14 protein-coding genes are annotated in these 13,034 nt (G+C 63.4%); 11 read left to right on the top strand and 3 right to left on the bottom strand.

Going from position 1 to position 13,034, the window contains the following annotated elements; genetic code table 11:
* Window positions 1-102 precede the first annotated feature (102 nt).
* Window positions 103-732: a YceH family protein gene (locus LB516_RS10405; RefSeq protein WP_015315042.1), complete on the top strand. Its 630-nt coding sequence runs from the start codon at window positions 103-105 to the stop codon at window positions 730-732.
* A 127-nt stretch (window positions 733-859) separates the two neighbouring features.
* Here LB516_RS10405 and LB516_RS10400 read toward each other — a convergent pair whose 3' ends face one another.
* Window positions 860-1,285 carry an OsmC family protein gene (locus LB516_RS10400; protein ID WP_015315043.1) on the bottom strand — a complete coding sequence of 142 codons (426 nt, stop codon included), beginning with the start codon at window positions 1,283-1,285 and terminating at the stop codon, window positions 860-862.
* Window positions 1,286-1,497: 212 nt separating this feature from the next.
* Between LB516_RS10400 and LB516_RS10395 the strand changes: the two genes are divergently transcribed.
* The 3 genes from LB516_RS10395 (at window position 1,498) to LB516_RS10385 (ending at window position 2,750) form a co-directional block, all read left to right on the top strand.
* The gene (locus LB516_RS10395; protein ID WP_140822805.1) at window positions 1,498-1,725 is read left to right on the top strand and encodes a hypothetical protein; all 228 of its coding nucleotides are present in this window, start codon (window positions 1,498-1,500) and stop codon (window positions 1,723-1,725) included.
* Window positions 1,722-2,078, top strand: a complete 357-nt coding sequence (locus LB516_RS10390; protein WP_224719479.1) for a YciI family protein — start codon at window positions 1,722-1,724, stop codon at window positions 2,076-2,078. Before LB516_RS10395 ends, LB516_RS10390 begins: the two co-directional genes overlap by 4 nt.
* Before the next feature lie 141 nt (window positions 2,079-2,219).
* The gene (locus LB516_RS10385) at window positions 2,220-2,750 is read left to right on the top strand and encodes a hypothetical protein (protein WP_015315046.1); all 531 of its coding nucleotides are present in this window, start codon (window positions 2,220-2,222) and stop codon (window positions 2,748-2,750) included.
* Between the two features lie 117 nt (window positions 2,751-2,867).
* Here the strand turns inward: LB516_RS10385 and LB516_RS10380 are convergent, their stop codons facing one another.
* The gene (locus LB516_RS10380; RefSeq protein WP_224719478.1) at window positions 2,868-4,127 is read right to left on the bottom strand and encodes a ubiquinone biosynthesis hydroxylase; all 1,260 of its coding nucleotides are present in this window, start codon (window positions 4,125-4,127) and stop codon (window positions 2,868-2,870) included.
* A 98-nt stretch (window positions 4,128-4,225) separates the two neighbouring features.
* Here LB516_RS10380 and tesB point away from each other — a divergent pair, with 98 nt between their 5' ends.
* The 7 genes from tesB to LB516_RS10345 all read left to right on the top strand — a co-directional run bounded on the left by tesB (window position 4,226) and on the right by LB516_RS10345 (window position 12,300).
* Window positions 4,226-5,086: an acyl-CoA thioesterase II gene (tesB, locus tag LB516_RS10375; protein ID WP_224719477.1), complete on the top strand. Its 861-nt coding sequence runs from the start codon at window positions 4,226-4,228 to the stop codon at window positions 5,084-5,086.
* A 298-nt stretch (window positions 5,087-5,384) separates the two neighbouring features.
* Window positions 5,385-5,723 (top strand): P-II family nitrogen regulator, encoded by a 339-nt coding sequence (locus LB516_RS10370; protein WP_015315049.1) that lies wholly within the window; start codon window positions 5,385-5,387, stop codon window positions 5,721-5,723.
* A gap of 31 nt (window positions 5,724-5,754) precedes the next feature.
* The gene (locus tag LB516_RS10365; protein WP_015315050.1) at window positions 5,755-7,110 is read left to right on the top strand and encodes an ammonium transporter; all 1,356 of its coding nucleotides are present in this window, start codon (window positions 5,755-5,757) and stop codon (window positions 7,108-7,110) included.
* A 326-nt stretch (window positions 7,111-7,436) separates the two neighbouring features.
* Window positions 7,437-7,715: a hypothetical protein gene (locus tag LB516_RS10360; RefSeq protein ID WP_015315051.1), complete on the top strand. Its 279-nt coding sequence runs from the start codon at window positions 7,437-7,439 to the stop codon at window positions 7,713-7,715.
* A 208-nt stretch (window positions 7,716-7,923) separates the two neighbouring features.
* The gene (locus LB516_RS10355) at window positions 7,924-10,581 is read left to right on the top strand and encodes a DNA translocase FtsK (RefSeq protein ID WP_224719476.1); all 2,658 of its coding nucleotides are present in this window, start codon (window positions 7,924-7,926) and stop codon (window positions 10,579-10,581) included.
* 133 nt (window positions 10,582-10,714) lie between these two features.
* Complete coding sequence (locus LB516_RS10350; RefSeq protein ID WP_140618433.1) at window positions 10,715-11,395, top strand: outer-membrane lipoprotein carrier protein LolA; 681 nt, start codon at window positions 10,715-10,717, stop codon at window positions 11,393-11,395.
* Between the two features lie 98 nt (window positions 11,396-11,493).
* The gene (locus tag LB516_RS10345; protein ID WP_140618367.1) at window positions 11,494-12,300 is read left to right on the top strand and encodes an exodeoxyribonuclease III; all 807 of its coding nucleotides are present in this window, start codon (window positions 11,494-11,496) and stop codon (window positions 12,298-12,300) included.
* A 169-nt stretch (window positions 12,301-12,469) separates the two neighbouring features.
* Here the strand turns inward: LB516_RS10345 and LB516_RS10340 are convergent, their stop codons facing one another.
* A complete protein-coding gene (locus tag LB516_RS10340) occupies window positions 12,470-12,925 on the bottom strand; it encodes a Crp/Fnr family transcriptional regulator (protein ID WP_015315055.1) in 456 nt (151 codons plus the stop codon).
* Window positions 12,926-13,034 lie beyond the last annotated feature (109 nt).

Genomic DNA, 13,034 nt, shown 5'->3' with positions numbered 1-13,034 from the left:
CCGATCAAGGCGATCGCCGAGACAAGAGTTCTGCTCTGTCGCGCTTCTCGGATGTCTGTCAAAATCATGCTGTCCAAGAATCGGTAGAAAATAACCAATCCAATGAGCGAAGACCTTCCCATCCTCTCTCCCGCCGAAGCCCGCGTGCTTGGCTGCTTGATCGAGAAGAAGGAGCTGACGCCGGACGTCTATCCGCTGACGCTCAACGCGGCACTTGCCGCGGCCAACCAGAAGACGGCGCGCGAGCCTGTCATGACGCTGGAACAGACGGAGGTGCACAGGGCCCTGAAGCTGCTTGAGCAGAAGGGACTTGTGCGGCAGATGTTCGGTTCGCGCGTCGAGCGCTACGAGCATCAGATGGCGCAGCGTTTCTCACTGACCACGCCGCAGACCGCGTTGCTCGGTCTGCTCTTGCTGCGCGGACCGCAGACGGCACATGAACTCCTGGCGCGAGCTGAGCGCATGGCGCGGTTTTCATCGATCGAAGACCTGCGCGGCGAACTCGACATGCTGATCGGCCGCCGGCCGCCATTGGTCCAGGAAATCCCACGCGGGCCGGGCCAGCGCGAGGACCGCTACGTGCATCTGCTCGCCGGTCCAGTGGATGTTGCCGCCCTCTCGGCTCAGCGCAGTGCGCCGGCCGCGCCTGCCTCCGATCTGGAAGCGAGGTTGGAGGCGCTGGAGCAGGAAGTCGCGGCCCTTCGCGCCCGGCTTGATGCGCTGGGCGGTTGAGGCCGCCAATCCGAGACCCCACGAGGGTCCCTTGAAGGGGAGATTGGATGCTGCGACCACTTTCGCCAATCTCCGATGCAGAAACGCCGGCCCTGGAGCCGGCGTTTGTCACTTCAGGGCAAGCCCTTCAGCCAAGCCTGGCGTCGAGCGAAACCTTGATCGCGCCAAGCGCTTGAGAGACCGGGCATTCGGCCTTGGCCTTCTCGGCCAATTCCTTGAACTTCGCCGCATCGATGCCGGGCACCTTGCCGACCAGGGTGATGGCGCTGCCGGTGATGCCGGTGCCGGGAACCAGCGTCACCACGGCCTTGGCGTCGAGTTCTTGCGCCGGCGTGCCGTTTTCGGCGAGGAAATGCGACAGCTGCATGGCGTAGCAGCCGGCATGGGCGGCCGCGATCAGTTCTTCCGGATTGGTGCCGGATTTGCCGCTTTCGTCCTCGAAGCGCGCCTTGAACGAATAGGGCGTACCCTTCAGGGTCCCGCTCTGCGTGTCGAGCGTGCCCTTGCCGTCTTTCAAATTGCCTTTCCAGACGGCGTTTGCGGTGCGGTCCATGAAGTCCTCCTGGGTTGTCGTGAACTTGTCCTGGGTGAGCCAGCGTCCGGCCAACTATAGCGCGGACGTCGGCGAAGACCACTGCGCTGTTTGGACCACGGCACGATGACGGCCCTTTCCGCCGAAAAAATACCCACGCAAAAATGTCGGCTTCCATCCGGGCCGGCCGTCCTGCGGGAGGCCACGGGATTTGTGGCCGGATGGAGGTTGACATGGACAATCTGTTTTTCGCGCTGTGGAAGAGGCCAGGCCGCGGGCCTGGGCGACAGGAGGACTTCTGGCTGGACCCGCCGGCGTCCGGCCTCGGCAGGCTGCTGGTGGCGATTGCCATCATCACGGTCGCGGCATGCCTTCTCGACCATGCGGCAACGGCCGCGGGCAAGGCTGACATGGTTGTCGCCGCAGCCTATGGTTTTTCACAAGAAGGGAGCTCGAAATGAAATATGTCTGCCTGGTCTATGGTGAGGAAAAAGACCTCCATGCCATGACCGCCGAGGGTGCCGGCAAGCTCGATGCCGACTCGCTGGCCTATGACAGGTCATTGGATCAACAAGGCAAGCTGATCATCGCGCAGGCACTGCAATCGGTGAAGACGTCGAAGACCGTACGGCGGCGCAAGGGCAAGCAGCTGATCACCGACGGCCCGTTCGCGGAAACGAAGGAGCAGTTGCTCGGTTTCGTCATGATCGAAGCGAAGGATCTCGACGAGGCGCTGGACATCGCCGGCGAGATTCCGCTGGCCGAAATCGGTACGATCGAAGTGCGCGCGATCTACAACGTGCCGGGGTCATAATTCCCTGTCATGCGTTGCGCTCCCTTATAAACCTGGGCGTTCGGTTGAGCGAAGGTCCTGCCCTTGCCGGGCTCAATTCTTGCGTGTTGAAGCAAGCCATGAGTTCTCCTATCGTCGCCCAAGACTTTGGGGGATTTGGACATGCCTTTCCTGATTGCTGTCCTTGGCGTGCTCGGAGCGGCGGCATTGTGGTGGTACCGGATGAAGGCGATGAACGACGCCGCGCGCGAGGTCGCCGAAGTCGTCGGGCGCGTTCAAGGCAACATCCGGCGCAAGAAGCTGCGCAAGCAGGCCGCGCTTTCGCCGCTGACGGCGATCGATGATCCGGTGGTGGCGGCAGCGACGCTGATCACCGCGATCGTTTCGGAAGACGGCCCTGTTCTGCCGCGGCGCGAGGCCGTCATTCGCGAGGTGATTTCGCAGATCGCAGCCGGGCCGAAGAAGACCGACGAGGCGGTTGTCTATGCCAAGTGGGCCGCGACGCAGATAGACGACACCACCATCGTCATCGACAAGCTGGCGCCCTTCCTGCGCGAACGCCTCGACCCGAACGAACGGGACGATCTCTTGCAAATGCTGAACCGGGTGGCTCAGGGCGGAGAGCAGAGCCTGAAGATACCCGACCAGCGCATGCTGCGGCTGCGCCAGAAGCTTGGTTTTGAAGTGAACTGAGATCGCCGGCCTCGGCGATTGGCGCGAAACTCCCGCTGCATCCTCATCCCATGGCGGAGCAAGGAGCGATGCGACGCGGCGCAGCCCACAGGCCGCGACGTCAAGTCAGCGAGACGATCAGATCGCCTCGCCCTTCAGCAGGCGCGGCGTGCCCGCGGATAGTCCCGATGCTTGGCGGATGAAGAACTCCTTCAGCCGCGGCATACGCTCGACGAGACCGAGGCCGATGTCGCGGACGGTGCGCAGCGGGGTGATGTCGTTGGAAAACAGCCGGTTCAGCACATCGGTCGTGATGCCCATCTGCACCGTGTCGAAACGGCGCCATTGCTGGTAGCGTTCCAGCACGTCGAGCGCGCCGATGTCCTGGCCGAGCCGGTCGGCCTCGACGATCACCTCGGCAAGGGCGGCCACATCCTTGAAGCCGAGATTGAGCCCCTGGCCGGCGATCGGATGGATGCCGTGGGCGGCATCGCCGGCAAGCGCGATGCGCGGTGCCACGAAGGCGCGCGCGATGGTGAGACCAAGCGGCCAGGCGCGCGGCTTGTCGGCGACGCGGATTTCTCCAAGTTTCAGCCCAAAACGTTGTTCAAGTTCGTGTTCGAAGACGAGATCGTCGCCTTCGACGAGCGTTTTCGCATCTTCCGCCCGTTCGACCCAGACGATCGAAGAGCGGTTGGTGCCGTCCTCGTCGGGTATCAGGGGCAGCGTGGCGAACGGGCCGGCGGGCAGGAAATGCTCTTCGGCGCGGCCGTTGTGCGGGCGTTCATGGGCCACGGTGCAGACGATGCCGGACTGACGGTATTCCCACTTGACCGTCTTGATGCCGGCCATGTCGCGCAATTTCGAATTGACGCCATCGGCGGCAACCAGCAACCGCGCCGCCAACGTGGCGCCGTCGGCCAGATGCACTGACATGCCGGCTCCATTGGTCTCAAAACCTTGCACCGCCAAGCCTTCGATGATGTCGATGCCGAGCTGTTCGGCTTTGGCCCGCAAGGCGCCGTTCAACGCCCTGTTGGCGACCATATGCGCGAAAGGCTCACCCGGCGCCACCTCGCCGCCGAAGGTCAGGAAGACCGGGCGCACCGGATCGGCGCTGCGTGAATCGGTGATGATCATCTCGGTGATCGCCTGCGCCTTCGGCGCGATATCGGCCCAGACGCCGAGCTGGTCGAGCATGCGGCAGGCCGCCGCGGCGATGGCGGAAGCGCGGCCATCCCTTTGCCAGGAACCGGCGGGCGCCGCGTCGACCAGCGCCACGGCGAGGCCCGGGCGGGCCTGTTTCAGCGAGACCGCGGCGGCCAGGCCGACATAGCCGGCACCCGCGACGAGAACATCGATCCCGGATCTGGCCTTGGCGTCCGCCTTGCGTTCCATTGTCTTGGCTCCTTGCGCGCCTACGGGGCTTGCGCCCTTGACGGCTCGTCCTTCCTGTCGGAAACCGCCATAGCAATTTTGCGGCGAGGTCACAAAACATGACGGCGGCGATCGACGAGCTTCTGAGCATTCTCGACCTCGAGAAGCTGGAACACAATCTGTATCGTGGTCGCAGCCCCCAGGTGGAGTGGCAGCGCGTGTTCGGCGGCCAGACCATCGCGCAGGCGCTGGTGGCGGCGCAGCGAACGGTGGAGCCCGACCGTTTCGTGCATTCGCTGCATGGCTATTTCATGCGCCCGGGCGACATCAAGGTGCCGATCATCTACGAGGTCGATCGTATCCGCGACGGCGGTTCCTTCACCACGCGGAGGGTGCTGGCAATCCAGCACGGACAGGCGATCTTTTCGCTGGAAGCCTCGTTCCAGGTCGACGAGAAGGGGCTCGAGCACCAGTTCGCGCTACCTGACGACGTGCCGCCGCCGGAAGGGCTGAAGACGCAGCGCCAGCTGCTCGAAACGGCCGACCGGGTGCCGGAGGCGGTTCGCCGTTTCTGGGCGCGCGAGCGGCCGCTGGAGTTGCGGCCGGTCAACCTCCAGCACTATGAAAGCCGCGACAAGCTGCCGCCCCGGCAGAACGTCTGGATCCGCCTTGCCGGGCCGGTTCCCGACGACCGCGCGCTGCAGTCGGTGCTGCTCGCCTACCTCTCCGATATGACGCTGCTCGACACCTCGACCTTCGCCCATGGGCGCGGCCTGTTCGATCCCGACATCCAGGCCGCCAGCCTCGACCATTCGATGTGGTTCCATCGGCCGCATTCGCTCGACGGCTGGCTGCTTTATGCGCAGGACAGCCCCTCGAGTTCGGGATCGCGCGGTTTCAGCCGCGGCACGCTCTATGCCCGTGACGGCACGCTGATCGCCTCGATGGCACAGGAAGGGTTGATCCGGCTCAAGCGTTGAGCATTCGCGAGTCTTGTTTGAGCAAGATTCTTTGCGAAAGCCGATTCCATTTTTCCTGATCATGCTCAAAGCCGGCAAATTAGGCAATTTCACAAAATTGCTTAAATTTTGAGCATGCGGCGTGCCGCACATGCATACAGCAATTGGCGGCGGGCGCTCCATTCCCTTTGTTTCCAATAGGTTAACGCCCTGCTTCGGCACTTGGCACGGAGCTTGAATCCTTGGGGGCACTCTCCGGCTCTTTGGGATCGGTGAAGTCGTGCAAACGCGGGGCACCGCAACAGCAAAGGGTGAACCTATGAAAATCGTGATGGCAATCATCAAGCCGTTCAAGCTGGACGAGGTACGCGAAGCGCTTACCGCCGTCGGCATCCAGGGCCTGACCGTCACCGAAGTCAAAGGCTACGGGCGTCAGAAAGGGCATACGGAAATCTATCGGGGGGCGGAATACGCGGTCTCTTTCCTGCCGAAGATCAAGATCGAGGTCGCGGTCGCGGCCGACATGGTCGACAAGGCCGTCGAAGCCATCACCGCCGCAGCCAAGACCGGCCAGATCGGCGACGGCAAGATCTTCGTTTTCGGCATCGACCAGGCGGTGCGCATCCGCACCGGCGAAACAGACAGCGACGCGCTCTGAGCGGCGAACACGTATTCCAATGGAGAGTTCAATGAATATTCCTTCCACCTTGAAGACGACGGGACGGGCGGCCCTTCTGGGCACGCTCGCTCTCGCAGCGCTGGGCAGCGTCGCCGCCTTCGCGCAGGAAGCCGCACCCGCTGCCGCTGCCGCGGCACCTGCCGCCGCGCCCACCCCGGTGCTCGATACCGGCAACACCGCCTGGATGCTGACCTCCACGGCGCTAGTGCTGATGATGACCATCCCGGGCCTGGCGCTGTTCTACGGCGGCATGGTGCGCAAGAAGAACGTGCTCGCCACCGTCATGCAGAGCTTCGCCATCACCTGCCTGGTGACGGTGCTATGGTTCATGTTCGGCTATTCGCTGGCCTTTTCCGACGGCGGCGGCATGAATGCCTATCTCGGAGGCACCTCGAAATTCTTCCACCACGGCATCACCACCGCCAGCCTGTGGCTGCCGGGTGTGGCCAACATCCCTGAATTCGTCTTCTCGATGTTTCAGATGACCTTCGCCATCATCACGCCGGCGCTGATTGCCGGCGCCTTCGCCGAACGCTTCAAGTTCTCGGCACTGCTGATCTTCATGGCACTGTGGCTGCTGATCGTCTATGTGCCGATCGCGCATTGGGTCTGGGGTGGCGGCTTCCTCGGTACGGCTGGCGTGCTCGACTTCGCCGGCGGCACGGTCGTTCACATCAATGCCGGTGTCGCGGGCCTCGTCTGTGCACTGGTTCTCGGCAAGCGCGAAGGCTATGGCACCACCAACATGGCGCCGCACAACCTCGTCTATTCGGTCATCGGCGCATCGCTGCTGTGGGTCGGCTGGTTCGGCTTCAACGCCGGTTCGGAACTGGCGGCCGACGGCCTTGCCGGTGCCGCCATGCTCAACACCCAGGTTGCCACCGCCGCCGCGGCACTGGCCTGGATGTTCGCCGAATGGATCATCGCCAAGAAGCCTTCCGTGCTCGGCATCATCTCGGGCGCCGTCGCGGGCCTCGTCGCGGTGACGCCGGCTTCCGGTTTCGTCAACCCGACCGGCGCCTTCATCGTCGGCATCGTCGCCGGCGTCGTCTGCTACCTCTCGGCGGTCAAGGTGAAGCACATGTTCGGCTATGACGACTCGCTCGATGCCTTCGGCGTGCATGGCGTCGGCGGCGTGGTCGGCGCCCTGCTGACCGGCGTGCTTGCCGACCCGGCGATCAACAGCCTCTCGTCGGGCGCTTCTCTCGGCAAGCAGATCTACGGTGTCGCCGTCACCATTGTCTGGACGGCGGTTGCCACCTTCGTCATCCTCTACGTCGTCAAGGCGCTGGTCGGCCTGCGTCCGACGACCCAGGAAGAAGTCGAAGGCCTCGACATCTCCCAGCATGGCGAAGTGGTGCCGTAAGGCATCCTTGCCAACGGGCCGGCGGAACCCTCCTCCCGCCGGCCCCATGTTTGCCGCGCAATTCCGGAGGGAAAACCGCGAAGCCCTTCTGCTGGAATTGCTTTGAAAGCATCCCGTCGTGATGCTCCCGCAAGGAGGTCACGCCTTGAGGCCCGGATCGCTCCGGGCCTCTTTTTTTGCAAATTCGTTCTCGCTTCGTCCGAGTCCGCGCAATCACGTTCGCGTGAAGAAGCTTTTCGAGGAAACATCGACCGCTCTGTCGCCGAACTCAGGAGGCGATCGTCGTTCTGACGCTCGTGATTTTGAAACAGGGAAGGAATTTTCTCATGAACCTCAAGAATATCTGCCTCGGGGCACTCGCACTTTCCATGGTCAGCGGCTTTGCATTTGCCGGCGCACTGGACGAGCCGGACAACATGGCGCCGTTCTTCACCGATTCCAGCATGAAGACCATGAAGCCGATGGAGGAATTCAAGGCGGCTTTCATGGCCATGCCGAAGGAGAAGCAGGACGCCATGATGAAGGAATGCCAGGACGCTGCGATGAGCAAGCCGCACGCCGAGTTCTGCGCCAATGTGAAGATGCTCGGCGGCGCCAGCAAGTAGCACGCTGCCCAGCCCAACGAATGGATGGCGGGCCAGGGCGCCCGCCATTTTTCTTATGGTGCGGTCACTGGTAGATGTCGGTGCCAAAAGGACGGCCCCCACGATCTTATAGTTAATGCGCCCTTAACCTTCCCACGCCTAGTCTGGCATCCGAATCTGCCGGAGTGCGTCATGCGCTGCGGCCAGGCAATCACTGACGGGGAAGAGCATGCGTTCAGGGGCTTCAGCACCGCTCGCGCTGACCGATACGGGGCACGGCATCCAGGCATTCGCGCGGCGCCAGGTCGGCCGTCTGGTCGGCACCGGCCTGTTCGCGTTCACGGCCTTCGCCGTCGCCAGCCTCGCGACCTGGAACGTCGCCGATCCAAGCTTCTCGCATGCCACCGCCAACATCGTCACCAACGCCATGGGCTATGCCGGCGCGGTGTTCTCCGACCTCGCCATGCAGTTCTTCGGCCTTGCCGCGGTCGCCGCGCTGGTTCCGGCAGTGATCTGGGGATACCTCCTGTTTTCGGCGCGCGGCGTCGACCGGCTGCCCAGGCGCGGGCTGTTCTGGTTCGGTTTCGCGCTGCTCGCCGCCGCCATCGCCGGCTGCATCGTTCCGCCCAAGACCTGGCCGCTGCCCACCGGCCTCGGCGGCGTCTTCGGCGACATGGTGCTAAAGATCCCCGGTGTCCTCATCGGCGGCTATCCAACCGGGCTGGTGGCCAGCGTGCTCGCCATAGTGCTGGCTGCGCCCGCGCTCTGGCTGTTCGCCCATGGCGCGGCGCTGCTCGGGCGCAAGAACGGCTTCGCCGTGATGGAAGAACCGGCCGCCGCGGACCCGCGCGAGGACGAGCTTCTGTTCGACAATGACGAGGACGAGGGCGACGAGGGCATACTGGCGCTCGGCGCAATCACCCATTGGTGGCTTTCTTTCCGCGCGTGGATGCATCGCCGCGCGGTGCGCCGCAGGCAGGAGCGCGACGAGTTCGAACCGGAGATGGAGCCGCGCGCCAGCGCCTGGCGCCGCGCCGCCGAACGCGTCGAGTCGGCCGAGTACGCCGAGCAGCGCATGAGCCATGACGGCCGCGCCCGTGTCGAACCGGAATTCTTCGCCGCCATGGTCAACGACCGCAGCGTCTCCGTCGACCCGGACGACGACGATGTCTTCAGCCGCGACGACGCGGATATGGATTTCGATGACGAGTCCGTCGCGCAGCGGCGTGCTCCCACGGCCAAGGTCCAGCAGTTCCGTTCCGATGCCGCCACCCGGGTGGAGGCGCCGGCGGCGCGACCGGTACCGGGCGCCCGCGTCCAGCGCGAGGCGCAAACCTCGCTGATCGGCTCCGACACGTTCGAAATGCCGTCGCTGCATTTCCTGTCCGAACCGAAGAATGTCGCGCGCGACCCAAGTCTTTCCAAGGACGCGCTGGAACAGAATGCGCGCCTGCTCGAAGGCGTGCTGGAGGATTTCGGCGTCAAGGGCGAGATCATTGCCGTTCGCCCGGGTCCGGTCGTCACCCTTTACGAACTCGAACCCGCACCGGGCATCAAGTCGTCGCGCGTCATCGGCCTTTCCGACGACATCGCCCGTTCGATGAGCGCGATCGCCTGCCGCGTCGCCGTGGTGCCGGGCCGCAACGCCATCGGCATCGAACTGCCCAACGCCAAGCGCGAAACGGTTTACCTCCGCGAGATCATGGCCAGCCGCGACTTCGAGACGACCAAGGCCAAGCTGGCGCTGGCGCTGGGCAAGACCATCAATGGCGAAGCCGTCATCGTCGACATCGCCAAGATGCCGCACGTGCTGGTCGCCGGCACCACCGGTTCGGGCAAGTCGGTCGCCATCAACACCATGATCCTGTCGCTGCTCTACCGCCTCACCCCGCAGGAGTGCCGGCTGATCATGATCGATCCGAAAATGCTCGAACTCTCCGTCTATGACGGCATTCCGCACCTGCTGACGCCCGTGGTCACCGACCCGAAGAAGGCGGTGGTGGCGCTGAAATGGACCGTGCGCGAGATGGAGGACCGCTACCGCAAGATGTCCAAGGTCGGCGTGCGCAACATCGACGGCTTCAACGCACGCGTGCAGCAGGCCGAGAAGAAGGGCGAAAAGATCTCGCGCACTGTGCAGACCGGCTTCGACCGCCAGACAGGCGAGGCGATCTACGAGACCGAGAATCTCGATCTCGAGCCGATGCCCTATATCGTCGTCATCATCGACGAAATGGCCGACCTGATGATGGTCGCCGGCAAGGACATCGAAGGCGCGGTGCAGCGCCTGGCGCAGATGGCGCGCGCGGCCGGCATCCACGTCATCATGGCCACGCAACGTCCGTCGGTCGACGTCATCACCGGCACCATCAAGGCCAACTTCCCGACCCGCATCTCCTTCCAGGTGACGTCCAAGATCGACAGCCGCACCATTCTGGGCGAGCAGGGCGCCGAGCAGCTGCTCGGCATGGGCGACATGCTCTACATGGCCGGCGGCGGCCGCATCCAGCGCGTGCACGGGCCGTTCGTCTCCGATGACGAGGTCGAGAAGATCGTCGGGCACCTGAAGCTGCAGGGCGTGCCGGAATATCTCGACGCCATCACCGAGGACGACGGCGAGGACGCCGACGAGCCGTCCGGCAAGGCCGGTTCGGGCGGCGGTGGCGGTGGCAATTTCGAGGATTCCGACGATCCTTATGATCAGGCGGTTTCGGTGGTGCTGCGCGACGGCAAGGCCTCGACCAGCTACATCCAGCGGCGTCTGGGCATCGGCTATAACAGAGCCGCCTCGATTATCGAGAAGATGGAAAAGGAAGGCATTGTCGGCCCGGCCAACCATGCCGGAAAACGCGAAATCCTGGTGCCGACAGAAGACGACAAGTTCTGACAGTGCAGAGTCCGCGGCAACTTTGAACCTTCTGGCGCGTTCACCGACTGAGCAGCGATCGGCTCGCCAAACTTCAGCCCAACTGGGGGTTCACGACAGCGGCCAAATCAGGAACCGGACGAGAGTGACCGATATGAAAAACGATCTTTCAGCGCTCAGCGATTTTGCCCCGACACGCCGCCAGTTGGTTGGCCTCGGCCTGGTCTTAGCGGGTGCCGCCGCACTTAACGTGGTGCCCGGATTCGAGTTGCTGGCCTCAGCGCAGGCGGCTGTGCCCGCGGCGGCACAGAAGATCGCCGACCATTTCTCGGCGGTCAAATCGATGAGCGGCGAATTCGTCCAGTTCGGCCCCAAGGGCGAGCAGACCGGCGGAAAATTCTTCCTGGAACGGCCGGGCAAGATCCGCTTCAACTATGACGGGTCTTCGAATTTCCGGGTGATTTCCGACGGCAGATCGGTCGCCATACTCAACAAGAAACTGAACACGTCGGACCTTTATCCGCTGTCGAAGACGCCGCTGAAACTGCTGCTCGACGACCGTATCGACCTCTCCGGCAACCGCGTCAAGAGCGTCAAGGAAGAAGACGACCTCACCACCATCCAGCTTTCCGACAAGTCGGTTTTCGGCAATGCGCGGATCACCATGATGTTCGACCCGAAAACCTATGATCTGCGGCAGTGGACGATCACCGACGCGCAGGGCAAGGACACGACGGTGATGATCTTCAACACCAAGGAAGGCGTCAGCTTCGCGCCCGACACGTTCGCCATCGACTATACGGCCAATCGCGAGCTGAACACCAAGACGCGGTAGGCCCGCCGATATAGCCAGGCCCGTTAGCGGAGCGGGCTGGCTTGTTTTTGCGGCGCGCGGCTGGCAGTAGAATGGCGATCTCTTGCCGGACCCTCCGCATGCCCTTTTCGATCGCCACCTGGAACATCAACTCCGTGCGCCTGCGCATGCCGATCGTCGAACGCCTGCTCGATGAGTACGCGCCCGATGTGCTCTGCCTGCAGGAAACCAAGGTCCCGGACGAGCTCTTTCCCGAAAAAGCCTTTCGCAAGGTCGGCTATCCCTACATCGCATTTCATGGCCAGAAGGGCTATCACGGCGTGGCGACGGTGGCGCGGCGGCCGATCGAGGTGGTCGAAAAGCGCCGCTTTTGCGACATCGAGGACAGCCGGCACCTGTCGGTGACGGTACAGGCCGGCGGCAAGACCATCCTGGTGCACAATTTCTACGTGCCCGCGGGTGGCGACGAGCCGGATCCCGAGATCAACAGGAAGTTCAGGCACAAGCTCGATTTCGTCGCCGAGATGAACGCCATCCGGGCCGAGCATGGCGAGGTATCGGCGTCGGTGCTGGTCGGGGACCTCAATATCGCGCCGCTGGAGCATGATGTCTGGTCGCACAAGCAACTGCTCAACGTGGTCAGCCACACGCCGGTCGAGACCGAAAACTTCGAGGCGATGCGGCGCGCCGGCGGCTGGGTCGACCTGATGCGGCACAACGTGCCACCGGAACAGAAGCTCTATACCTGGTGGAGTTATCGCGCGCAGGATTGGGAGGCGTCCAATCGCGGCCGGCGGCTCGACCATGTCTGGTCGTCGCCAAACCTGCTGCCCAGTTTTGCCGGCTATGAGATCCTTAGAGCCGCCCGTGGCTGGGACCGGCCGTCGGACCATGTGCCAGTGATTGCCCGGTTCGCCCTGGATTAAGTTTATGATATTCAGGTGAAGCCGGCCTGCAAACGGCGGCTTCCTGCGCTTCCCAGGTCTACTACGTCGCAGTAGAACTGTGCTCACGTACTTTAGTACGCTTCTCGGAGTCCGCCGTTTTCGCCTCGGCCTGACCTGAATCTCGACACCTGCGGCGTCAAATGCCAGGTCAACCCGAAAATCGTGGCGCCAATTCCTCGATGCGGCGGATCATGTCGTGGAATTCCTCGGAGATGCGCTGATGCAGCTTCACCGCCAATTCCGGGTATTCCTCCAGGATGCGCCGGAACATCTTGCGGCTCAGCCTTATCACTTCCGAGTCGATTTCGGCCGAGGCGCTGGTCAGCCGGTTGGTATCGGCGATCAGCGCCAGCTCGCTAAGCATCGTGCCTGGGCCGACCTTGCCGATCGGGATGCGCTCGCCATCCTGCTCGCGATAGAGCACGATGCGCCCGCTGACCACGACATAGGCCGAGTCGGCCACGTCGTCCTCGCGATAAAGCTTGTGGTCGGCCTGCACCAAAGTGGTCTCGGCACCGAAGGCGAGCAGGCGCAACTGTTCCTGCGTGAAGCCCTCGAAAAGCCTCACGGCGGACAGGATGCGGATGTCGTCATCCAGCGCCATCTAGCTGTGTCCCCGAACGGTCAGTCCAATCCCTCCTCTGCGGTACGATCCCAGAATCCCCCTCCAACAGGATCGTACCCGAAAGCGGCCCCGCCCGAACCGCTCATTT

Source organism: Mesorhizobium sp. CO1-1-7, from assembly GCF_020164885.1.
GTDB lineage: Bacteria > Pseudomonadota > Alphaproteobacteria > Rhizobiales > Rhizobiaceae > Mesorhizobium > Mesorhizobium australicum.
The sequence above is the reverse complement of the archived record's forward strand: the minus strand, read 5'-3'. Positions and strand labels throughout refer to the sequence as shown.